The sequence below is a fragment of the Citrobacter sp. Marseille-Q5395 genome (assembly GCF_947057495.1).
Classification (GTDB): Bacteria; Pseudomonadota; Gammaproteobacteria; order Enterobacterales; family Enterobacteriaceae; genus Citrobacter; species Citrobacter murliniae.
Genome location: NZ_CAMSEL010000024.1, coordinates 14,007 through 35,581, shown reverse-complemented (window position 1 = coordinate 35,581; position 21,575 = coordinate 14,007). Strand labels below are relative to the sequence as shown.

At 51.2% G+C, this 21,575-nt stretch carries 21 protein-coding genes; 10 read left to right on the top strand and 11 right to left on the bottom strand.

Annotation, left to right across the window (positions count from 1 at the left end; translation table 11 throughout):
* Positions 1-3: 3 nt before the first annotated feature.
* Entirely contained in the window at positions 4-1,611 is a 1,608-nt protein-coding gene (locus OH663_RS22325; protein ID WP_200011798.1) for an FAD-NAD(P)-binding protein, read from the top strand.
* Positions 1,612-1,711: 100 nt separating this feature from the next.
* Positions 1,712-2,452, top strand: coding sequence for a substrate-binding domain-containing protein (locus tag OH663_RS22320; RefSeq protein ID WP_045442354.1), 741 nt, complete (start codon positions 1,712-1,714; stop codon positions 2,450-2,452).
* Here OH663_RS22320 and OH663_RS22315 read toward each other — a convergent pair.
* The 4 genes from OH663_RS22315 to puuE all read right to left on the bottom strand — a co-directional run bounded on the left by OH663_RS22315 (position 2,421) and on the right by puuE (position 6,699).
* The gene (locus OH663_RS22315; RefSeq protein WP_200011725.1) at positions 2,421-3,173 is read right to left on the bottom strand and encodes an ABC transporter ATP-binding protein; all 753 of its coding nucleotides are present in this window, start codon (positions 3,171-3,173) and stop codon (positions 2,421-2,423) included. The genes OH663_RS22320 and OH663_RS22315 overlap by 32 nt on opposite strands.
* Positions 3,170-4,174 (bottom strand): FecCD family ABC transporter permease, encoded by a 1,005-nt coding sequence (locus OH663_RS22310; protein ID WP_200011723.1) that lies wholly within the window; start codon positions 4,172-4,174, stop codon positions 3,170-3,172. The genes OH663_RS22315 and OH663_RS22310 overlap by 4 nt, the downstream gene beginning before the upstream one ends.
* Positions 4,161-5,216 carry an ABC transporter substrate-binding protein gene (locus OH663_RS22305; protein WP_048221552.1) on the bottom strand — a complete coding sequence of 352 codons (1,056 nt, stop codon included), beginning with the start codon at positions 5,214-5,216 and terminating at the stop codon, positions 4,161-4,163. Before OH663_RS22305 ends, OH663_RS22310 begins: the two co-directional genes overlap by 14 nt.
* A 217-nt stretch (positions 5,217-5,433) precedes the next feature.
* The gene (gene puuE, locus OH663_RS22300; RefSeq protein ID WP_045442343.1) at positions 5,434-6,699 is read right to left on the bottom strand and encodes a 4-aminobutyrate transaminase; all 1,266 of its coding nucleotides are present in this window, start codon (positions 6,697-6,699) and stop codon (positions 5,434-5,436) included.
* A gap of 106 nt (positions 6,700-6,805) precedes the next feature.
* Between puuE and pdxR the strand changes: the two genes are divergently transcribed.
* Positions 6,806-8,278: a MocR-like pyridoxine biosynthesis transcription factor PdxR gene (pdxR, locus tag OH663_RS22295; protein ID WP_200011721.1), complete on the top strand. Its 1,473-nt coding sequence runs from the start codon at positions 6,806-6,808 to the stop codon at positions 8,276-8,278.
* Between the two features lie 53 nt (positions 8,279-8,331).
* On the opposite strand, the gene OH663_RS22290 is transcribed toward pdxR, so the two are convergent.
* From OH663_RS22290 to OH663_RS22275, 4 genes are all read right to left on the bottom strand, one after another.
* Positions 8,332-9,519: a c-type cytochrome gene (locus OH663_RS22290; protein ID WP_200011719.1), complete on the bottom strand. Its 1,188-nt coding sequence runs from the start codon at positions 9,517-9,519 to the stop codon at positions 8,332-8,334.
* A gap of 3 nt (positions 9,520-9,522) precedes the next feature.
* On the bottom strand, positions 9,523-11,415 hold the full coding sequence (locus OH663_RS22285) for a flavin monoamine oxidase family protein (RefSeq protein ID WP_200011716.1): 1,893 nt from the start codon (positions 11,413-11,415) through the stop codon (positions 9,523-9,525).
* A gap of 80 nt (positions 11,416-11,495) precedes the next feature.
* Entirely contained in the window at positions 11,496-11,969 is a 474-nt protein-coding gene (locus OH663_RS22280; protein WP_082138877.1) for an ester cyclase, read from the bottom strand.
* Positions 11,970-11,980: 11 nt separating this feature from the next.
* Positions 11,981-13,408, bottom strand: coding sequence for a gamma-aminobutyraldehyde dehydrogenase (locus tag OH663_RS22275; protein ID WP_045442330.1), 1,428 nt, complete (start codon positions 13,406-13,408; stop codon positions 11,981-11,983).
* A 292-nt stretch (positions 13,409-13,700) separates the two neighbouring features.
* On the opposite strand from OH663_RS22275, the gene OH663_RS22270 reads away from it, so the two are divergent.
* Both OH663_RS22270 and OH663_RS22265 read left to right on the top strand, forming a co-directional pair.
* Positions 13,701-14,426 (top strand): FadR/GntR family transcriptional regulator, encoded by a 726-nt coding sequence (locus tag OH663_RS22270; protein ID WP_200011713.1) that lies wholly within the window; start codon positions 13,701-13,703, stop codon positions 14,424-14,426.
* Positions 14,427-14,450: 24 nt separating this feature from the next.
* On the top strand, positions 14,451-15,149 hold the full coding sequence (locus tag OH663_RS22265) for a cache domain-containing protein (protein ID WP_045442326.1): 699 nt from the start codon (positions 14,451-14,453) through the stop codon (positions 15,147-15,149).
* 20 nt (positions 15,150-15,169) lie between these two features.
* Here the strand turns inward: OH663_RS22265 and OH663_RS22260 are convergent, their stop codons facing one another.
* Positions 15,170-16,651, bottom strand: a complete 1,482-nt coding sequence (locus tag OH663_RS22260) for an APC family permease (protein ID WP_200011710.1) — start codon at positions 16,649-16,651, stop codon at positions 15,170-15,172.
* A 247-nt stretch (positions 16,652-16,898) separates the two neighbouring features.
* On the opposite strand from OH663_RS22260, the gene OH663_RS22255 reads away from it, so the two are divergent.
* Positions 16,899-17,039 carry a hypothetical protein gene (locus tag OH663_RS22255; RefSeq protein WP_003832695.1) on the top strand — a complete coding sequence of 47 codons (141 nt, stop codon included), beginning with the start codon at positions 16,899-16,901 and terminating at the stop codon, positions 17,037-17,039.
* Positions 17,040-17,219: 180 nt separating this feature from the next.
* Here the strand turns inward: OH663_RS22255 and OH663_RS22250 are convergent, their stop codons facing one another.
* Complete coding sequence (locus tag OH663_RS22250) at positions 17,220-17,399, bottom strand: hypothetical protein (RefSeq protein ID WP_045442302.1); 180 nt, start codon at positions 17,397-17,399, stop codon at positions 17,220-17,222.
* Between the two features lie 248 nt (positions 17,400-17,647).
* On the opposite strand from OH663_RS22250, the gene OH663_RS22245 reads away from it, so the two are divergent.
* From OH663_RS22245 to OH663_RS22230, 4 genes are read left to right on the top strand one after another with little or no spacing between them, the layout of a single operon-like run.
* On the top strand, positions 17,648-18,481 hold the full coding sequence (locus tag OH663_RS22245) for an ABC transporter substrate-binding protein (RefSeq protein WP_048221560.1): 834 nt from the start codon (positions 17,648-17,650) through the stop codon (positions 18,479-18,481).
* Between the two features lies 1 nt (position 18,482).
* Entirely contained in the window at positions 18,483-19,301 is an 819-nt protein-coding gene (locus OH663_RS22240; protein WP_045442296.1) for an amino acid ABC transporter ATP-binding protein, read from the top strand.
* Positions 19,301-20,086, top strand: a complete 786-nt coding sequence (locus OH663_RS22235) for an amino acid ABC transporter permease (protein ID WP_233617165.1) — start codon at positions 19,301-19,303, stop codon at positions 20,084-20,086. The genes OH663_RS22240 and OH663_RS22235 overlap by 1 nt, the downstream gene beginning before the upstream one ends.
* The gene (locus tag OH663_RS22230; RefSeq protein ID WP_045442290.1) at positions 20,076-20,753 is read left to right on the top strand and encodes an amino acid ABC transporter permease; all 678 of its coding nucleotides are present in this window, start codon (positions 20,076-20,078) and stop codon (positions 20,751-20,753) included. The genes OH663_RS22235 and OH663_RS22230 overlap by 11 nt, the downstream gene beginning before the upstream one ends.
* Positions 20,754-20,762: 9 nt before the next feature.
* Here OH663_RS22230 and ydhT read toward each other — a convergent pair whose 3' ends face one another.
* Positions 20,763-21,575, bottom strand: coding sequence for a protein YdhT (gene ydhT / locus OH663_RS22225; RefSeq protein ID WP_045442287.1), 813 nt, complete (start codon positions 21,573-21,575; stop codon positions 20,763-20,765).

The following is a 21,575-nucleotide window of genomic DNA, read 5'->3' as shown; positions in this document are numbered from 1 at the left end:
ATGATGAAAAAGATAGCAATCGTTGGTGCGGGACCTACTGGTATTTATACGTTATTCGCGCTGCTTAAGCATCAAACACCGCTGTCAATTACCCTCTATGAACAAGCCAAAGAAGCCGGGGTTGGTATGCCCTACAGCGACGAAGAAAATTCAAGGATGATGCTGGCAAATATCGCCAGCATTGAAATTCCCCCCATTATCTCGCCCTATATCGACTGGTTACGCCAGCAAAGTGAAGCACATTTAGCGCGTTATGGCGTTGAACATGGCTCACTGCACGTCCGCCAGTTTCTGCCGCGCATTCTTCTTGGTGAATATTTCCGTGACCAGTTTTTACAACTTGTCAGCCTGGCGGAAAGACAGGGGTTTAATATCAAAGTGAATGAATCCTGCCTGGTAAACGACATCCAGGCAACAGCGGAGGGCATTGTTGTTTGCACTGAGCAGGCTGCACCTGAACTATTTGACCTCGCCGTCATAGCAACGGGGCACGTTTGGCCTGATGAGGAGGCGCTAACTCGCACCTTTTTTCCCAGCCCGTGGACCGGTCTGATGGATGCAGAAATCCCGGCATGCCAGATAGGGATAATGGGCACGTCTTTGAGCGCTCTTGATGCGGCAATGGCTGTCGTGGCGCAGCATGGCAGATTTGTGTCCGATAACGGGCAGCATATTCGCTTCGAAAAAGATGACAAAAGTCGGGATCTGCACATTGCACTCATGTCCCGCTCTGGCATTTTACCGGAAGCCGATTTTTACTGCCCTATCCCCTATGAACCGCTGTGTTTTGTTACCGGGGAAGCACTGGAAAAACAGATAGCCGACGGCTCAGAAGGCCTGCTCGACCGGGTCTTTGCGCTGATAGTAAAAGAAATTGAACATACTGACCCTGTATGGAGCCAACAGATCGCTCTGTCATCGCTCAATGCGGACAGTTTTACGCAGGCCTGGTTTGCCGCACGCAAAAAACACGACCCTTTTCAGTGGGCCGAAACTAACCTTGAAGAAGTTGAGCGTAATAAGCGTGACCGACGAACTGTCGCCTGGCGCTACACTATTCTTCGCTTGCATGAGGCCGTGCAGGAGATTGTTCCCTCACTCAATGAGAAGGACAGAAAACGCTTCAACAACGGACTTGCGCGCGTCTTTATCGATAATTATGCCGCCATCCCCTCACAGTCAATTCGCAGATTACTGGCACTGCGTGAAGCCGGGATAGTGAGTATTCTCGCCCTCGGCCCGGATTACCAGTTGGAGCAGCAAGGTACAGCAACCGTAATCTCCGCTAACGATAAGGCGTATAAATTTGACGTGTTTATCGACGCCAGAGGACAAAAACCACTAAAAACAAAAGATCTGCCATTTCCGACGTTACGAAAACAGCTTCAGTCCACAGGCGAGGAATTACCAGATGTCGGTGAAGACTACACCTTGCAGGCACCGGATATTGTTCGTGGTCGTATTGCACTTGCCGCCATTCCCTGGCTGATGCACGATCAACCGTTCGTACAAGGTCTTACTGCCTGCGCGGAAATAGGCGACTGTATTGCGAAAGCTATTGTGCAACCGGCAGTCCGTTTTCGTCGACGTTTGCCGTTCTATGAGACATGACTAAAACACACTGCTATTACCATCAAAAGAAGCATTATCGCGAGGTGGTAAGCAGGTATAGTTGTCTCCACCATCTTCTTTATCACAGAGATCTGATCTTATGTCCGCTTCTGTTCCCCTCTTTGCTGCTGGCAGTTTACGGCCGGCATTAACCCCGCTGATAAGCCATTTCACCCGCCTGAGCGGAATAGATTTCACTGTTGAATATGGCCCGGCAGGTTTATTGCGGGAGCGAATTGAGGCCGGTGAACCGTGCGCACTTTTTGCTTCGGCAAATCGAGCACATCCCCAACAGTTACTGTCCAGTCGTAAAGCCGTATCCGTACAGACGTTTAGCCGTAATCAACTGAGTCTTACCACCGCTCGTCCCGGCGAATGGCTGGATTTGCTGCGTGACCCCACCCTGCGTATCGGTACATCAACCCCCGGATGCGATCCCTGTGGCGATTATACCTGGGCCTTTTTCGAGAAGCTGGATTTGCTTGAAGCGGGTCTTGGGCAACAACTGCGCGAACGCGCCACTGCGCTGGTTGGAGGTCGCGACAGTCTCAACGTGCCAAAAGGCGAACTGGCCAGCGCATGGGTTATTCGTCAGGGATTTGCCGATCTGTTCATTGGTTACGCGCACTATGCGAAAACGCTGTGTGGGCAGCCCGATGTCCGTTGTGTTGCAATCCCGCCAGAACACAACGTTCAGTGCGAATATCAGCTTGCCATTCTCGACGCGTCTAAGGAGGTCATGGCGTTGGTTGAATTTATTCTCACCAGCGGCGGTCAGGAATTTTTAACCGCCGCCGGATTTTTACCCCTTAGCGATGGATCGCAAACAGGGGCGCAATAAACGGCGTCGGATGATTTTCCAGGCTGAATTTTCGCAGCGGCAATCCATAAGCCCTGTACAGATTATCTTCCGTCACAACGCTGTCTGTAGGACCGGCAAGCCATTTCCCCTGCGGTAACAGCAACAGCGTATGGGTTGCTATTTGCAGTGCATGCAGCGGATCGTGAGTGGAAAAGAGAATACTGCATCCTTGTCGATGGGCCAGATCGCTGATGAGTTGCAACACTACCTGCTGATTGGCTAAATCCAGTGCGGAACAGGGTTCATCAAGCAACAACGTCTGGCAATCGGTTACCAGTGCCCTGGCGATCATCACCAGCTGTTGCTGCCCACCGGAGAGCGAGCTAAACGAACACGCAGCAAGATGCGCAATGTTTAACTGTTCCAGCGCCTCAGCCGCCCGTTGCTTGTCCTGATGACGGGGTTGGGCAAACAGCTTCACATGTTGTGCTCGCCCCATCAGCACGACATCACTCACCGTATAGGGAAATGGTAGATGGGAATGCTGAGCGACAACCCCGATTCCACCTTCACTTTCTATACTTCCACCAAGCGCAGGCAACGTACCGGTTAACGTGTCCAGCAGAGTGCTTTTCCCCAACCCATTACGCCCCAGTACGGCCCATATATCACCTTTCTCACAACGAAATGTGAGTGGCTCAAATAACGGCGTTTGGTAACCATATGCCAGTTGATCAACATACAGAACCGCAGATTTCATCGTTTTCCCCGACGACTGGACTGAATTAACAAAAAGGCAAATAGCGGCGCACCGAGCAATGCGGTAATGATCCCCAGAGGTATTTCCGCCGACATCAAGGTACGCGCAATATCATCTACCGCAATCATAAAACCGCCCCCCAACCAGAAGGCGCAGGGAAGTAATCGACGATGATCGACACCCACCAGCAGTCGCGCCAGATGCGGAATAACCAGCCCAACCCAGGCAATGCTGCCGCTGACAGATACCTGTGCCGCGACTAAAAACGCGCAGCAGACCAGCACACTGCGTCGCAGAGGAATCACCGCCACGCCGAGCGCTTTAGCGTCTTTATCATTGAGTGATAACAGGTTTATCCGCCAGCGCAACTGGTACAAAATTGTCGCCGCGATACTGACCGGAACGGTCAGCATCAGCACTTTATGCCAGTTGGCCGTCGCAAAACTACCCAGTAGCCAGAACACAATATTAGGCAATGTTTCTTCGGTATCGGCCTGATATTGAATCAGACTCACCAGTGCCGCAAAAAAACCACTCAAAATGATACCTGACAGGATCAGAACAAGCGTATTCTCCAGTCCCTGGAGCGCGGCAATGGCGTACACCAGGATTAAGGCTGCCAGACCGAAGAAGAACGTTGAGCCCATCATCAGCCACGGATCCAGCCCGAGCAGAATAGCCAGCGTGCCGCCAAAAGCTGAACCGGAAGTTACCCCAATAATATGTGGGTCAACCAACGGGTTATGAAACACCCCTTGCAAGGTGGCGCCACACAGCCCAAGGGCTCCCCCCGCTAACAATGCCATCAGAATACGCGGAAGTCTGACAGTCCAGATGACCTGATTTGCAATGCCCTGAGTGTCGGAATAATGGCTAAGCTGATAAAACACATCGCCCAATGACAATGGATAATGTCCAAGACACAGCGAGCCCACTCCCAGCAACAGCACAGCCGTTATGAGGATCGGTTGCCAGGATAAAATGCGCTTACTTACCAGCATCAGGCTGCCAGTTCACACGATAAAAACGTTGGTAGTACTCCTGCGCCTGCGCATCAACATTCACGTTTTTATAGGCATCCGGGTAGAGTTTTTTTGCCATCCATAACTCACCAATCGCCAGTGCTTCCGGCATCGGATATCCCCAGGCTTTAGCGTATTCAGGCATCAGCCAGACACGATGGTTTTTCACCGCATCAATTCCCTGCCAGTTGGGATCGTTTTGGATCTCAGCCACCACCTGCGGATAGCGATCCTGAACAAAAATAACCTGCGGGTTCCACTGTAATACCTGCTCAAGCGAAACCTGCCGCGCCCCTTTAACACTCGCAGCCGCAACGTTTAGCCCGCCAGCGTGCTGCATCATCAGCCCGGTGTACTTTCCGGAACCATAGGTCATGAGATCGGGGTTAGCCATATAGATACGGACTTTTTGCGCTTCAGGAATATTAGCGACCGGTGCATTAAATTTTTCCCTCGCCGCAAAAACGTAGTTAATCAGCGATTCAGCCTGGGATTTGCGCCCAACCACATCGGCAATCAGCCGAATGCCCTGCTTTAACCCTTCGTTATAGACCTGTTCCTCGTCGGCCATTGTCGGGTTCATTTTGTTCTGCTGCCCGTCAATATCCTGGCGTAACGAGATAGCCACCACCGGAATACCGGCATTCTGGATCTGCTGGATCATCTCCGCTGGCGCATAGTTGGCAACGAACACCACCTGCGGATGAATCGCCAGCAAACTTTCAATATTCACGCTGGTGAGATCGCCAGGCGTTGGCAATGAGGTAATCGTTGGCATAAAGCGGGCAAACTCAGGGCCAAGCTGTTTTTTCCAGCTCGACATGACACCAACAATTGACTGTTGAGCATCCAACTGAACCAGAATATTCAGCGTCTGGTGTTGCAGCACAACCACCTTATCGACGTGGTCTGGTAGCGTGACCTGACGGCCTAGCTGATCGGTGACACTGCGGTCTGCCTGCGCGGAAAACGCAAACAACAGGCTGGCACAAACCAGCACAAAAGAACGAAGAGTTAACATAGATACCATCTGGAAAGGAAAAAACGATATGTATTAAATTATATAACGATGTGACTGGCAACCCATTATCTATAAATCGAGCCATTCAAAAGATGAAGATCAATTTATGACGTGAAACAGGCAGGATCGTGTTACGTCACGCTGGACTTAACGGCGATAAAAGAAAAGCCGACGGCAATCACTACCGTCGACCTGCGTGCGTACTGCGCGTCAGATATTACGATTTAATGGCCATTTTGATGATATCTAACGCTTTGGCGAACTGATCTTGCGGAATAGTCAGCGGATAGAGGAAGCGGATCACGTTGCCGTATTGACCGCAGGTTAACAGCAGTAACCCCTGCTCAAGCGCTTTCTTCTGCACACGTTGCGCGACGGCAGCGCTTGGCTCCTTCGTTGTTGCATCACAAAATTCAGCAGCAATCATTGAGCCTAATCCGCGTACTTCGGCCAACTCCGGACACCCTGCACGAGCATCGTTCAGGGCCGCACGCAGTTGCTCACCAAGTGCTTCTGCGCGCTGGCACAGTTGTTCATCATGAATAATATCAAGCACCGCGTGGGCCGCTGCCACAGCCAACGGGTTTCCGGCATAGGTGCCGCCCAAACCACCCGGCGCTGGTGCGTCCATAATCTCGGCCTTACCGACCACACCTGACAGCGGCATACCACCAGCAAGACTTTTCGCCATGGTCATCAGGTCAGCTTTATGATCGTAGTGATCCATAGCGAACAACTCACCCGTACGGGCAAAACCACTTTGCACCTCATCGGCAATCATCACAATGCCGTGCTCATCACAGATGCGGCGGATAGATGCGACAAATTCAGGCGGAGCTACAACAAATCCCCCTTCGCCCTGCACGGGTTCGAAAATAATCGCCGCCACCTGGCTGGGGTCAATGTCAGCTTTAAACAGCCGCTCAATTGCTTTAACCGAATCTGCGGTGGAAATACCCTGTAGTTCAGAAGGATAAGGCGCATGGTAAACAGATCCAGGGAACGGACCGAATCCTTTTTTATACGGCGCGACCTTACCGGTAAGTGCCATGGTCATGTATGTGCGTCCGTGAAAACCGCCGCCAAAGGCGATAACACCCGGGCGACCTGTGTGTGCGCGGGCAATTTTAACCGCGTTTTCTACCGCCTCTGCTCCGGTAGTAAAGAATGTGGTTTTACGCGGCCCATCAACAGGCGCAACTGCATTGATTTTCTCAGCCAGAGAAACATAGCTCTCGTACGGGACTATCTGGTATGCCGTGTGAGTAAAAGCCTGAAGCTGAGCCTCGACTGCCTGCACCATACGAGGATGACGGTGTCCGGTATTCAGCACGGCAATTCCGGCAGCGAAATCAATATATTGATTGCCTTCGATATCGGTAATTGTGCTGTTTTCCGCTGACTGAGCGAAAAAATCACACATCACACCTACGCCACGCGGGGTGGCATCCAAACGACGTTGTTGCAGGTTTTTATTGTTCATTATCTACACCTTGTCCATAAACATATCCGGGTTGAATTACCCTTTAAATTTAGACGCCATCTGGTACTTTAATCGAGAGCCAAATCGTTTTATTTTAAGGATCCAAATGCGTTCACTTGCCGGAGATGTGATCAAGCAAGCATTTAGCCAGCAGACTGACGAAAAGCTTCATCGTCGTCTGTATGCCGCCATCTGCAGTTGTATTCTTGAAGGTAACCTGAAACCAGCAACCCGCATGCCCCCTTCGCGGGATCTGGCTAGTGAGCTGGCGCTATCTCGCAACACCGTATTACGGGTATATGAGCAGTTACAGGCCGAGGGGTATATTTCTGCACGCACCAGCAGCGGGACGTTTGTTACTGACAGCGTACTGGATAATCTCAACCTGCGCACCGACAGGGAACCCACCTCACCCGCGCAAGAAGACCACACCAGCTTATCAGCGCGTTGTCTTGAACTGCTGGGTTACGCCAGCGCGAGCCCCCGACAGTGGGGACCTTTTATCCCAGGCGTACCTGACGTACAGTATTTTCCTCACCGCACGCTCAAAAAGATTCAGGACCGGCTGGCAAGACGGTTGCGCCCGGAGTTTCTTACCTACGATGCTACAGGCGGCGTAAGTGAGCTGAAAGAGGCGCTGGCCGATTACCTGCGTACCGCGCGCGGCGTCAGATGCTCTCCCGAACAGATACTGATCACCGAAGGCATTCATCAGGCGTTGGATCTGGTGACCCGCACTCTGTGTGACCCAGGTGATAACGTCTGGATTGAAGAACCTGGCTACTGGGGAATAAAAAACATTCTGCGTATCAACGCTGTTAACTTTTCGGCGATCCCCGTTGATGAACAAGGTATGGTTCCGCCAGGAGAATCAGAGGTTGCGCCGAAACTGATTTTTGTGACACCGTCACACCAATATCCCCTCGGTTCGGTAATGAGCCTCAGCCGGCGGCGGCAGCTCCTCTTTCGGGCGCGTGAAACACGAAGCTGGATAGTGGAAGATGATTACGACAGTGAGTTTCGCTTCTCGGGTCAGCCCATTCCGTCATTACAGGGACTGGAGGAAGAGAGTCCAGTCATTTACATCGGCACGTTCAGCAAAACACTTTATCCCGCACTCCGACTCGGTTATGTCGTCCTGCCCAGGGCACTCGCTACCCCACTGAAGAAAGTTCATACTGACCTCTATCGCGGTGGTCATCTTCTGATTCAGGCCGCGCTGGCTGAGTTTATTAAAGAGGGTTACTACGCGGCCCATATCCGCAAAATGCGTCAGCTCTACAGCCGCCGTCGCCATATGCTGGTTGAACTGATCACCAGGATGCTCGGTGAACATTATCTGGGCTCCTTCAACAGTAACGCCGGGCTGCATCTGATTTTACAGTTGCCAGCCGATAGCGATGACGTTGCCATTGCACGGTTGGCAAATGCCGAAGGTTTGTTGGTTCGGCCGCTGTCGCGGTATTACATCAGTGAAGAGAAACGCCGCGGTCTGTTGCTGGGATTTGCCAGCATTGAAGAACATGAGATGGCATCGGCGTTTTCCAGACTGGCCGGGATTATTAAAGCCCATAGCTGACGAACGTCGGATTTGTACGCCGGATGAGGTTTGCCCCCCCATCCGGCGTTCTGCTAGTGTGTGGCTTTTTTAAGTCCGGCCAGATCCTCCTGAGTTATCTCGCCATTACCTTCGCCCCAGCTTTTACGCACATAGTTGATAACGTCGCGCATTTCACCCTTAGTCATCATTCCCTCATACGCTGGCATTTTGAAGGAGACATTTCCCCGCGTCGTGGGTGTTTCCGCCCCCTGCGTAATCACTCTGTACAGCGGGGTCGGATCGTCAATCATGACCAGCGGGTTTTTGATCAAAGAAGGCACATTGTCATCCGTTCCTTTGCCTTCCAGGCCGTGACAGGTTGAGCAATAGCGGTTATAGACAACCTTGCCCGCTTCAGGCGAATTTGACCACGTAGCCGTCGGGCGCGCCGGGGCAGCCTTATCGCGCTTCAGACTCAGCAAATACTGCGCTATCGCCGCAGCGTCATCATCCGTCAGATACTGAGTACTCTGACTCACAACCTCGGCCATTGATCCTGAAACCGCGGCATGTTTGCTTTTTCCAGTCAGTAACAGCGACGTTAATTCCTGCTCTGACAAGGCGGTCCCTTTGAGTGATGGTGCGTACCAGCCGTCGATCATCGCGCCGCTCAGGTATTCATCATCGCTACTGGTGTACGCTTTTTCCTGCATCGCTATCCCCCTTGGGGTATGACACGAACCGCAGTGACCAGGCCCTTCAACCAGATAAGCCCCCCGATTGACCAGCTCATTATTTACATCCGCTTTTTTGCTCTCAGGTGCGTCGGTAAACAACCAGTTCCAGATATGCAGCGGCCATCGGGCCGAGAGGAGCCAGGGGATGGCGTTCTCTTTATTGGGTTCTGCAGATGAGGTGACATCATGCATAAAATAGGTGTACAGCGCCTGAACATCCTCATCGGAAAGCTTCGCATAAGACGGATAAGGCATCGCCGGATAAAGTGGATGACCGTCTTTGGCAACACCCTGGCGCACCGCTTTTTCAAACTCGTCGTAAGAGTAGTTGCCAATACCGTGGGTCTTGTCGGGGGTAATATTCGTCGAATAAATATCACCAACGGGCGTGGGAAACTTTTTGCCCCCCGCCATCGCCGCTCCGCCCTCAGCGGTGTGACATGCCACACAGTCAGAAATTCGCGCGATGTACTCACCGTTAGATTCAGCAGCAGAGACACCGACGCTAAATAAACAAGCGATAAGAAAGGTTACGTTACGCATAGATCACCCCATATCCTTGAGTTCGTTGACCGCACGCCATGCCTGATCGATCGCAGCATGCGCATAAGCACTCCAGTCAGAATCCGAGTTAGCAATGGCAATTCGACCGACTGGTTTACGCGCCCGGTCAATAATCTCGGGCATTTTGTCCATATCATCGAACAGCGACGTGGGGTAATACGCATAACCATGCGCCCAACGGTTAACCGTAATGGCTGAAATATCCCGTTGATTATCAAAACCCGTAGAACCAAACATCTCCTGCAACTGGGCGCGAATCATTTCTTCATGCGCCGCAAACGTGGTACCAAGTAACCATGCCCGCCCCAGGCGGAACTGTTCCCTGGCTGACAGATTACTGCCCGGATAAGTAGGCACATAGACCATATGAATAACCATTGGATCGTCCGGTGTCGCCGGATGCTGGTAACCTCCGATACTAACCGGATAGTCGAGCTTCACCCGACTGTAAGGCGCAGCGGGAGAGTAAAACTCATGCACACCAAGCTGCTTAAACGCATTCCAGTTCTTGACCACCACGTTGGTGTACACAAGCGGTGCTTTTACGTTCAGTTTGAGGTCTGCTTTTTGCTGTTCCGGCGTTTCAGGCACAATGTATGGGATCATCATGTTATAGCCCGCCATGATGGCATTCTTACCGCGAACGCGATGCATTTTGCCATCACGTAACCAGGTTACGGCAACGCCGTCCGGCACGTTCGCCGCGTTGATCACGGTACTGTTCAGGCGCAGACGGGTTGTATTTTCCGGCTGGTCCAGCTTTTCGTAATGCAGCCTTGCGAGGACTGAATCTTCCATTGAATTGCCTGGCAGCGCGTCGGGCAGCAGGTGTCTGACCAGTAGTCGTGCCAGACCGGCATTGCCGTCCGGGAAATGATAGACATATGGCTCTTCGAGATCGGCCAGCGACTCCCCGTCCAGTGGCGGTAACCCTAATGCCTCCATACCAGGTAGTGCGCAGGCTCTGGCATCACTGCAGGAAATTCCCTCGATACCAATAGCAAAGAAATCATTGGAACGCTGCTGAAAATAGAGCAGCGCCATTTTGCTCAATCCGACTTTTGTTGCAAGGAATTCACTGTAGCTGTGGGCATCCATCCAGTCGCTTTTTTCGTCCACCGTCATGCCCTGAAGATAATCGACCGGGCGCACATGCAGGTCGATGAGCGCCTTTCGGTCACTTTCACTTAATGGAAAGTCGTTGATAAACGCTTCAATATTTCGCCCATTAAGTCTGTCCGGTGGAATATCATCGGAGACGGCCCGCCCCGGATCGCCACTGACTATTTTGGTCTCACCAAAATTCTTTTTGTCGAAAAATACGCCGCGACTAAGTTGCCAGTCAGGGTAGAAATTCACGTCAAAACTGTCTTTCAGACGCGTAGCACTAACGCCAACTGTCTCCATCAGTTTTTGGACCACGGGGCTAAAATTGTGCGCTGGTGACTGAAATGACTCGCTGCCGCCATAGCCAAGAAGTTTTTTGCCCGCGGAATTAAATTCGTTACGTTTGGCGTGCCCGCCAAAATCATCATGGTTGTCGAGGATAAGGATCCTGCTGCTCTGCCCGGCGAGTTCACGCCAGAAGCACGCGGCAGCCAGCCCGCTAATGCCGCCGCCGACGATAACCAGATCGTACTCCTCCTCGATGGGGAGAGGGTTTAAGTCAAAACGTTTATGCTCACGGCCCAATGCATGAGCCATCTCGAACGAACCTGGATGATTACCCCGCAGACCCGTCAACGCAGGCGGATAATAACTTCCATTAATGAATTCGTTGCCATTTCCTGCCGCCCTGACCAGATCCAGAGGAGTCAGTCCCGCAGCGATAGTGACCGCCACGCCGTTGAGAAAATCACGTCTGGTAATTGCCATTAACTTTGTCCTTTTGCCACTTGCACACTGCCCTAAAAAAATCAGAGTCTCCCCCTCTTTTTTGAGGGAGAGACAATCGACTACTTCACTGGCTTCAGTTCTTCATCCAGTTTTTTCGAATCATAATAATCACCCTGCCAGGTGATTTTTCCTGCTTTAACATGAATATAGCTGACACCTTCAAATTTGATCGGATTATTTGTTGCCGGACTTCCGGCCCATTCACCGCTGTTTTTGCCTGAAAATTCCCACCGGAAAGCGACGGTATCCTCGTCATAAACGGGCTTACCAATCATTTTCCAGGTTAAATCAGGAACCGCTTTTATAAATGCCCCGATGACCTCTTTCTCGGCGTTTTCTCTGCCGTTTACCGGCTCACCCGCCGCTGCATCGTAATAAACCACGTCATTTGCCAGGTACTGTGCAGCAAGTGGCGCATTGTGCGCATTCCATGCCGCCATATACTCTTTCACAGTACTCAGCGAGGTACTTGCCGCCATGCTCAGGCCCGAGAACATCACCAGTGAAAGCACAGCTATTTTCAATGTTTTCATCACATTACCTGCTATTCAGAAATATCGGTCATGATATGTTTCACACGGGTATATTCATCGAGAGAATAAGAAGAGAGATCTTTTCCGTAACCCGACTTTTTGAAGCCGCCGTGTGGCATTTCAGCACACAGCGGAATATGGCTGTTAATCCACACCGTGCCAAAATCAAGATCGATGCTGAAACGTTGCGCGCGACCATGGTTGCTGGTCCAGACGCTGGCAGCCAGGCCGTATTCAACATCATTGGCCTTGTCCAGCGCCTCTTCGTCAGTTGAGAACGGCTGAATGGCCACCACCGGACCAAACACTTCGTGTTGGATGGCTTCATCATGCTGATGCAGGCCAGAGATGATGGTCGGTTCAAAGTAGAAACCCGGCCCTGCTCCTGCTCTTCCACCCGTTTCAACTTTTGCATGTGCTGGCAGACGTGCAATAAAGCCTTTTACCTGCTCAAGCTGATTTCGGCTGTTCAGCGCGCCATACAGAGCCTCCTGGTCTTCAGGAGGGCCAAATTTTATCTGCTTTGTTTTTTGGATCAGTTTTTCCAGAAACGCAGGGTAGATGGACTGTTCCACCAGAATACGCGTGGCGGCCGTGCAATCCTGACCGGCATTGAAAAAGCCCGCCGTGGTGATCGCGTCAATAGCCTTGTCTATGTTCGCATCGGCAAAAACGACGGCAGGTGCTTTTCCGCCAAGTTCCAGATGGGCTTTAGTCAGGTTTGCAGCCGCAGATGCCGCGACCTGCAAACCCGCACGGACGGAACCGGTAATAGAAACCAGTGAAGCCGTTGGGTTAGAAACCACCAGCGAACCAGTATTGGCTTTTCCCAATACCACGTTAAATGCTCCTTTCGGGAACAATGGTGCAGCCAGTTCCGCCAGCAACAACGTGCTGACCGGGGTGGTATCACTCGGTTTTAGTACTACTGTGTTACCCGCCGCCAGCGCCGGAGCAATCTTCCACACCGCCATCATAAACGGGTAATTCCACGGTGTGACTTGCCCGACAATACCCAGCGGTTCACGACGAATAGTAGAGGTAAAACCGGTGGAATATTCTCCGGCGGCCTTTCCCTCAAGACAGCGCGCTGCACCGGCGAAAAAGCGAATTGCATCGCATGAAGCGGCTATTTCCTCTTTCTCAATAAAATGCAGCAGTTGACCAGTTTCCTGGCTTTGCGCCCTCGCCAGACGTTCTACGTTTCGTTCTATTTCATCAGCCAGCGCCAGAAGCGCTTTTTGCCGTTGCGCGGGCGTCGATTTTTTCCAGATACTAAACGCTGCTGCCGCCGCCGAGTAAGCAAGATCCACCTCAACCGCACTGCCGTTGGGAGATAATGCGTACGTTTCACCATCAACCGGACTCACCAGTTCAAAGGTTTCATCTGTGCTACCCGCGACATATTGCCCGTTAATAAAGTGCTTCAGGGTTTTCATGCGTGTCTCCTGCCAGTTAATACATAAAGAATCTTATGTAATATATATATTGTAAAACTTTTTCAAATGCGCAACATTGACACTATGATAAGCCTCGCATTTTTAACTTATATTTTACATTTACAAGTGAGAGGCAATTCATCATCAGTTGACGCTATCGGAACACACATCCGTCTGTGCAATGGCATCACGCGCGGGCATGTAAAATAACGCGACCATTCTGACCTTCCTTGCCTGACGGGCTTGTGTTAGAAATGGTCGTTGTTTCAGGGAATTGAGTGCAGAAAAGATTATGATTACTCATGCGGTCATATTTGCGCCTATCGGGCAGGTCAGTCGTTCTGACCAGATAGTGCAGCGCCTTTCGAACGCCATTATTACGGGATTACTGGAGCCAAAAGAGCAGCTCCCAAACGAAACCGATCTGGCAAAGATGATGGGTGTCTCACATATCACAATCAGAGAAGCACTAAACACGCTTCGGGCTAATAATCTTATCCATACGATTCGTGGTCGCAATGGCGGGAGTTTTGTTTGCGAAAACATCGACGGCAAAAATAGCGCCCTGCATCCGTTCAAATCGATCAGTACAGATTACCTTTCCGATTTAGGGGAAATGCATTGCGCTATTATTAGCCACAGCGCAAGACTCGCTTCCAGGCGTATGACCGGTGCCGATATCTCTAAATTTCGCGAGTTTGTCGAGGTGTTAAGAAAAGCGGATTCGCCAGAATTAATGACACAGGCCGATATGCGTTGCCTGCTGGCAATAGCAGCCAGTTCCCATTCGGCGCGGCTGGCCAATCAGGAATTGCAGGTACAGGCTGAATGGGCCTCACTGGTTGCCATACTTTATCGCTCTGGCAATATTCATGCAGAAATTATTGCGCTCTATTCGGCGCTGGCCGACGCGCTGGCTGCCCATAACGAGGTGGAATCCGTACAGTTCGCCACGCAGATTATCGACACATTTACCTATTACCTTATAGAAAAAAAGCTGAAATATAATTCGAATTAACAATCAGTGAAGGCAGGACAGACAATGACCTCTTCGACATCCTTAAGCGCATTAATCCGTAAAATTGATGATATTACTGCTTCTACCGTAGATTCTACCGTTGCGCTGGCGAGGAGTATCCATGAGGCTATTGCCGGTGTGCAAAAAGGCTCAGCGGAGGTGGTCCTCGACCCTGCTGTAAGAGCAACCGTTCAGCAGCACATTAAACGTACACTCAATGACAATCACTATTGCTCCGGTGCCGGATTCGCCAGCCATATTGAGAGCACGCCGACAACGAGAGAGTACTGGCATCTGGAGTGGTGGTATAAAAAAGATAATGGTTTGAGTCAGGCAAATCTGGATTTGGATCAGGCCACACAGCAGCGGCTGGATTTCAGAACGTTCGAGTGGTTTAAACACTCCCCACCAGCCGGCGAAGCTTATATTCACGGCCCGTATGTCGATTATATTTGCAACATCTCTTACACACTGACGTCAGCTGTACCCGTCTACTTCAATGATCAGTTTCTTGGTGTCGCCGCCGTCGATCTGCTGGTCAGCCAGATTGAAGCCGAATTGCTTTCCTGCCCCCAGCCTGATTATGTGATTCTGACGAATCTGGAAAACAGAATTATTTTCTCCAGTTGGCCGCGTTATCGCGTAGGTGAATTGTTGTCGCCGACGAACACCACCCTTGTTTATCAGAGCGACTACTTTATCCTTTATCACTATCAAAACTAAGGGCCCGAAGGCCCTTGTTTTCAGTTGTCCTGCCCCATAGTTAGCTTGTTTGCGTAGGCAATAGCATCATTTTCAGGCGCAGCGGAGCGACCGAACGGACGGGTCAGGAACATATAGACCAGCCCTGAGCCCACGACAATCGCCAGACCAAACAACACCGTCCAACGATCAATGAAGTCGCTGCTGTCGGCAGGCTGCGCCAGCAGCCAGATACCACACAGCCCATAGGCTAACGCCAGCACGTTGACGAGAGTCCCCCAACCACCTATGGTCCACTCACCCGCTGGTTTCCAGCCCTTCAGACGCTGACGCAACGCGGCCAGCACCACCATCTGGAACGAAATGTAAATACCGATGACGGCAAACGCGGTAATGCGCGACAGATTATCCGGCTGAAAATAAACCCAGATACAAATGATCACCGGCAGTAAGCAGCTAACAACCATGGCATTATCCGGTACGCCATTTTTGGAAATTTTTGCCATCCACTCGCTTCCCGGTAGCATTTTGTCACGGGAGAAGGAAAAGATGAGGCGGCTCAGCGCAGCCTGAAGGGACAGAATGCACGACAACATGGCTATAATCGCCACGACAATAAAGATTGTTGCGCCCGTTTCCCCCAGAGCCTCATTAAGGATAGCCGGGATCGGATCGGCCGTTTTACCGTTAACAATGCTGACCAGGTTTGGTGAAGCAAGCAGATAGCCCATCACAGAGATGATGGCGGAGATCGCGCCAAACACGATGCTCAAAATCATAGCTACCGGGATTTTTTTGCTTGGGTTCTTCACCTCCTCCGCGACGTTACCGCATGCCTCGAAGCCAAAGAACATAAACAAGCCCATCAGCGCGGCTGACATAAATGCGGTGGAATAACTTCCGTCCTGAGCAAGTACGCCCATCGAATCAAAGATGACCGAGAACGGTTGTGAGCGATGAAAGATCAGCAGATATATTCCCAGCGCAATAACGCTGACAATTTCACACCAGAAACCAATTTTGGCGACGCGGGCAAGATTCTTCGTCCCGGACATATTCACCGCCATCATCAAAAACAGCAGCACGACAGATGTCAGCAGCATAGTGGCGGGCGTTTGACCATAGTGGAACAGAGACTCTACAAAAGTCGAAGTGTATTCAGCGATTGACGTTATGGTGACAACCAACGCCCAAAGGTAAATCCACGCCGCGATCCATGCATACTTTTTCCCCCATAACCTTCTGGCCCAGGGATACAGTCCACCGGTAATAGGATACTGGGATGCCACTTCACCAAATACCAATGCCACCAGAAGCTGCCCGCACGCGACGATCAAAATCCACCATACCGCGGGTGGCCCAGCCAGAGTCACTGCCAGAGCAAACAGAGAATAAACAGCAGTAAGTGGCGACAGGTAGGTAAAACCCAACGCAAAGTTAGAGATAAGTCCGATCGACCGGTTGAACTGTTCTTTGCCATCTTTATGAAAACTATCGTTTTTCTTATCAGGTGTCTGTTCCATATATCTTTCTCTTTTGTGGAATAGTCGCAGGGGTGAACGATTAATGTATAAAAGATATTAAGTTATATGTATAGTGATTTTGTCACATATTTGTTAAATAAAATCGTATGATTTCCACTAATGAGAGAAGACACAGCGCACCGTTAAACGGCATCTGAACTGAAAAAACGCAAGAATCGCTGCTGTTAAGCAACATATTTGCAATATAATAGGGCGATGTTTAACGCCGAACCTGAACAGGTGAATGATGGAAATTGATCTCGATAATCTGGTCTTTGATGGACTGGAAGAAGCGCAAGAGCGTAATGCTGAACGTCTGGAAGATGCTGACAAAAAAGCGCAGGAAATTATTGCTGATAATGACTGCGGCGACGCCTGCAAGATCTAATCTCTGAACCGGCGTAATGCCGGTTTTTTTATATTCGGTTCATCCTGCCCGCGCCAAATCAAATGGCACAATGTTTCAACCCGTTGCGTGAATACTGCAGTGTGCTGTTACGATCTGAATTGCCATCCGGCAGCGACGTTGCACACCTCATTCCAGTACATCTCGCGCGTCAGGCGAAGTTCAGCGTGTTGTTTTATCACGGAACCACTCCGGATCAATATTGGCGATATCCACCCCATACAGGCTGGCGACAGGAAGAACAGACTCCACAACACGCTGAAGATTAGACTCTGCACCATATTGTGGGGTCAGTGGACGCCGTTTTATTACGTTCAGCCAAAGCTGTTTCAGCCCTTTCATCTTCTCCGCCTCCTCTGTATGTCGGATGCGTTTTATTCCAGCGCACTCTCGCCTAAAAATGAAATGCGAATTATTGCCAAGGTTTTGCACAATTTTGCATTTCACTCGCTCATTGCATTTACCCGTTATTAACACCCCCGTCACTAATATCTTTTTGTATATAGATAAGAATTTTTTCATATTTGGTGACAACCCTAAGTTATGGGAGCGTAAAAAGCACAAACCAATAACTACAGGGATTTCATAAAATGATGGCAACGAAAATTCACAGCGCTAAAAAAACTCTGCTGGCTCTCAGCGTACTGCTGGCATCGGGTGTTACCGCCACGCAGGCTCAGGCCGACCAGTTGGCAGATATTAAAGCCGCAGGTGTGGTAAAAGTCGCGACATTCGACGCTAACCCGCCGTTTGGCTCAGTCGATGCGAAAAGTCACAAAATTGTCGGATACGACGTTGATTTTGCCGAAGCGCTGGCCAAATCCCTCGGCGTTAAACTTGAACTGGTAGCGACCAATCCGGCAAACCGTATCCCGCTATTGCAATCCGGGAAGGCGGATTTAATCGTGGCGGATATCACGATTACCCCTGAACGGGCACAGGTTATCGATTTCTCCGTCCCCTACTTTGTCACCGGCCAGCAATTTCTCGTTCCGGCAAAGTCTCCGGACAAACTTGATGATTACAGCCGTGCCAGAATTGGTGCGGTGAAAGGCACCACGGGTGAGCAGGCGTTGCATCAGCGATTCCCGCAGTCGCGGGTGCTGGCCTATGACGATATTCCGCTGGCATTAACTGCACTGCGTAACGGTAATGTCCAGGCAATCACGCAGGACAGCACTATTCTGGCGGGTTTATTGAGCGGCGCGCCGGATAAAGCGGATTTCAAAATCCTGCCCGACCTGCTGAGCAAAGAAGAGATCGGCGTTGGGGTGAAAAAAGGCGAATCAGCGCTGTTAAAAGCGGTAAATGATGAGCTACTGAAGCTCGAATCTGAGGGTCAGGCAGCCAAAATCTATGACGTCTGGTTTGGCCCTGAAACCAAAAACCCACAGCCGCGCGCCTTTAAAATAGAAGCGAAGTAATATGCTCTCAGGTCTGTTTCCTCGTTCCGCAGCTCCCGCTGCGGATTTTACACATTTGCGCCAGGCTCGCGTTGAACTGCGCAATGTCGTTAAACAATATGACGCGCACACCGTTTTGAACGGTGTCAGTCTGTCCGTTGAGCCCGGTGAAGTGGTCACCATCCTTGGCCCCTCAGGATCAGGCAAATCCACGCTGATTCGCCTGATTAATCAGCTTGAGTCACTGAGCGGCGGCGATATCTACATTGATAGCAAACCGATTGGTCAGCTTCGCGGTGCGGCATTACGTCAGTTACGCAGTCGTATTGGTTTCGTGTTCCAGCAATTCAATCTGTATACCCATCTGACGGCACAGCAAAACATCACGCTGGCACTGGAATATGTTCACGGATGGAACAAAGCGGACGCAGAACATCGCGCGCTTGAACTGCTGGATCAGGTCGGGCTGAGAGAGAAAGCTGATGCGTATGCCGCCCAGCTTTCCGGCGGGCAGCAGCAACGTGTTGCTATCGCCCGCGCTCTGGCCTCCTCACCACAAATTATCCTTTTTGATGAACCCACCTCTGCGCTGGATCCTGAGATGATCGGAGAAGTATTACAGGTGATGAAAAATCTAGCACACAGCGGTATCACCATGATCGTCGTTACCCATGAAATGCATTTCGCCAGAGAGATTGCTGACCGGGTGGTCTTTATTGATGGCGGCGATATTCTGGAAGTGGCACCGCCAGAAGATTTTTTCACCCGTCCACAACACCCCAGAACCCAGCGTTTCCTGAAAAAAGTGCTCGACCCGTTACACCAGGAGTCACCGTTATAATGCATACAATGGACTGGCAGGGAGTGCTGAGCGGGCAACCTCTGCAATGGATAATTTCAGGTTTTCTGACCACGCTATGGGTCACGGTGGCAGGTATTGTACTCGCCACACTGCTGGCTATTTTGTTGATCAGCCTGCGTCTTACGGGCAACCGCTTTGGCATCGGTGTGGTTAACGTATGGGTCTCAGTTTTTCGCAATACACCGTTACTTGTGCAACTGATGTTCTGGTATTTCGCCGCATGGAATCTGCTACCCAGGGGGGTTATTACGTTCGTCAATGCAGAGCATGGCTGGTCCATTCTGCCAGGAGACGTCTGGTGGCTAACACCCGAATTTATCTGCTCTGCCTGGGGCCTGGGGGTCTTTACTTCTGCCTTTCTGGTTGAGGAAATCGCATCAGGTTTACAGGCCGTGTCTGACGGGCAGCGAGAGGCCGCCATTGCGCAGGGCTTTTCATCATGGGCCACTTTGCGTCACATATTGCTTCCTCAGGGGCTGGTGAACGCCTGGCAACCGATCGTTGGGCAATATCTCAACCTGATGAAGCTCTCTTCGCTAGCCAGTGGTATCGGTTTTGCCGAGCTGACCTACCAGGTGCGACAAGTTGAAAGCTATAACGCGCACGCGCTGGAAGCATTTGCCGTCGGTACCGCGCTCTATCTGCTGACCGGCATTGCGTTGGGTATGTTGTTAACGCGTCTTGGCCCGGCCCCTGTGTCAGCCAGGGCATTTGCCAGAAAAACGCGCGTATTCAGTCTCAGGAGTCCACAGCATGATCGCTAATATTTCGGTCATTACCGACAATCTGGACTATCTCCTGTGGGGACGCATAGCGGACGGTCAACCGGGTGGCGTTCTGCTTACACTATTGATGGCAATTGGCGCGGCAATTCTGGCCCTTCCTGCGGGAATAATACTGGCCTGCTGTGCCTGGCGTTTTCCGGGAGTGGTTCGCAAAGGACTGTTTATCTGGGCGGAGTTCATTCGCGGTATTCCGTTGATCTTTGTGATCTTCTGGATGTGGTATCTGCTGCCAATGCTGAGCGGAAGCGATCTTCCTGGTGCTGTTACCGTCACGCTGGCTCTGGCCTGGTTTACCGCAGCCTCAGTGATGCACTCAGTTTATGCCGGGATAAATGCACTCCCTGCAGGGCAATATGATGCAGCGGTGGTTCAGGGCTTTCGCCCGTTTCAGGCATTATGGCTCATCATGTTGCCGCAGGTTCTGCGGAACATTCTGCCTTCACTAACAGGGATATTTATTGGCTTGCTGAAGGATACGTCGCTGGCGTTTATCGTTAACGTTCCTGAACTGACAACGGTAGCCGGTCAGGTTAACAGTCGGGTGCAAATTTACCCGGCAGCGATTTTTATCTTCACCGGGCTGGTCTATTATCTGTTGTGTTTTGGGCTGGAGAAAATTACCCGGCGTCGGTTTGCCTTGAGATAATCCTACGGCTCAACAAGCTACAAACTGGTGATCTTCGTTGAGCCTGTATTTCACGCCCGCCCGGATATTGTTTTCCCCCTCAATGGCAACCGCAAAGCGCATTCTTTCGCCGTCATGATAGGCTAACGCCGCGCATCCGCCAGGGCCGAGAATGATCGAATCGACAACACCGGTGCTGGCAATAACAGCATTTTCGCCGCAGGCATTAATATGGATGTTGTCAGCGCAATTTACGATTTTCGACTCTGCGCCAAAACTGGCGATCTGCGTCAAATCGCCGCTACTGGCAATACGACTTCTGTCACCCAGAGAACTGATACGTACACGCATGCCGGTACTTGCGATGCGCGTGCCATCACCGACACTGCTGATACGTGAGGAATTTCCCGCGATTGCTACCCTGGCACGATCCCCGGAGCTACCGATGTGCGCGTTATATCCGACGCTGCCAATACGTGCGCTGTGTCCGGCACTGGCAATCTGCGCGGCATATCCGGCACTGGCGATTTTGACGTTATCGCCCGCACAGCTAAAGTTGGTGCTATCCACGGCACTCGCCAGTTGCCTGCCGTTTTCACCTGCTGTTTGCGCACCAGCAATACTCTCCATGGCGCAAATATCCTGCTGAACAAAACTCTCCTCACCGAGCCATTTTGACCAGGCGTACTCTACAAGGCTGTTTGCCCAATCAATATACCCCTCCCGCAGGAGAGCGCGATGCACATCTGCATAGCTCCCCCCCTCAGGAAAAGCGCGTAAAAACCAACGATACATTACGGACCCAACGCGCCAGGCCCGTAAGTCACTGCGAGTAATCATCAT

Excerpts from the sequence above, each read along its gene's own strand:
- OH663_RS22230 (WP_045442290.1), top strand. The coding sequence starts at position 20,076 with ATGATCGCTAATATTTCGGTCATTACCGACAATCTGGACTATCTCCTG.
- OH663_RS22275 (WP_045442330.1), bottom strand. The coding sequence starts at position 13,408 with ATGAAAACCCTGAAGCACTTTATTAACGGGCAATATGTCGCGGGTAGC.
- OH663_RS22245 (WP_048221560.1), top strand. The coding sequence starts at position 17,648 with ATGATGGCAACGAAAATTCACAGCGCTAAAAAAACTCTGCTGGCTCTC.
- OH663_RS22235 (WP_233617165.1), top strand. The coding sequence starts at position 19,301 with ATGCATACAATGGACTGGCAGGGAGTGCTGAGCGGGCAACCTCTGCAA.
- ydhT (WP_045442287.1), bottom strand. The coding sequence starts at position 21,575 with ATGATGATTACTCGCAGTGACTTACGGGCCTGGCGCGTTGGGTCCGTA.
- OH663_RS22305 (WP_048221552.1), bottom strand. The coding sequence starts at position 5,216 with ATGTTAACTCTTCGTTCTTTTGTGCTGGTTTGTGCCAGCCTGTTGTTT.
- OH663_RS22265 (WP_045442326.1), top strand. The coding sequence starts at position 14,451 with ATGACCTCTTCGACATCCTTAAGCGCATTAATCCGTAAAATTGATGAT.
- OH663_RS22325 (WP_200011798.1), top strand. The coding sequence starts at position 4 with ATGAAAAAGATAGCAATCGTTGGTGCGGGACCTACTGGTATTTATACG.
- OH663_RS22320 (WP_045442354.1), top strand. The coding sequence starts at position 1,712 with ATGTCCGCTTCTGTTCCCCTCTTTGCTGCTGGCAGTTTACGGCCGGCA.
- OH663_RS22280 (WP_082138877.1), bottom strand. The coding sequence starts at position 11,969 with ATGAAAACATTGAAAATAGCTGTGCTTTCACTGGTGATGTTCTCGGGC.
- OH663_RS22270 (WP_200011713.1), top strand. The coding sequence starts at position 13,701 with ATGATTACTCATGCGGTCATATTTGCGCCTATCGGGCAGGTCAGTCGT.
- OH663_RS22290 (WP_200011719.1), bottom strand. The coding sequence starts at position 9,519 with ATGCGTAACGTAACCTTTCTTATCGCTTGTTTATTTAGCGTCGGTGTC.
- OH663_RS22315 (WP_200011725.1), bottom strand. The coding sequence starts at position 3,173 with ATGAAATCTGCGGTTCTGTATGTTGATCAACTGGCATATGGTTACCAA.
- OH663_RS22250 (WP_045442302.1), bottom strand. The coding sequence starts at position 17,399 with ATGAAAGGGCTGAAACAGCTTTGGCTGAACGTAATAAAACGGCGTCCA.
- OH663_RS22240 (WP_045442296.1), top strand. The coding sequence starts at position 18,483 with ATGCTCTCAGGTCTGTTTCCTCGTTCCGCAGCTCCCGCTGCGGATTTT.
- OH663_RS22255 (WP_003832695.1), top strand. The coding sequence starts at position 16,899 with ATGGAAATTGATCTCGATAATCTGGTCTTTGATGGACTGGAAGAAGCG.
- OH663_RS22310 (WP_200011723.1), bottom strand. The coding sequence starts at position 4,174 with ATGCTGGTAAGTAAGCGCATTTTATCCTGGCAACCGATCCTCATAACG.
- puuE (WP_045442343.1), bottom strand. The coding sequence starts at position 6,699 with ATGAACAATAAAAACCTGCAACAACGTCGTTTGGATGCCACCCCGCGT.
- pdxR (WP_200011721.1), top strand. The coding sequence starts at position 6,806 with ATGCGTTCACTTGCCGGAGATGTGATCAAGCAAGCATTTAGCCAGCAG.
- OH663_RS22285 (WP_200011716.1), bottom strand. The coding sequence starts at position 11,415 with ATGGCAATTACCAGACGTGATTTTCTCAACGGCGTGGCGGTCACTATC.
- OH663_RS22260 (WP_200011710.1), bottom strand. The coding sequence starts at position 16,651 with ATGGAACAGACACCTGATAAGAAAAACGATAGTTTTCATAAAGATGGC.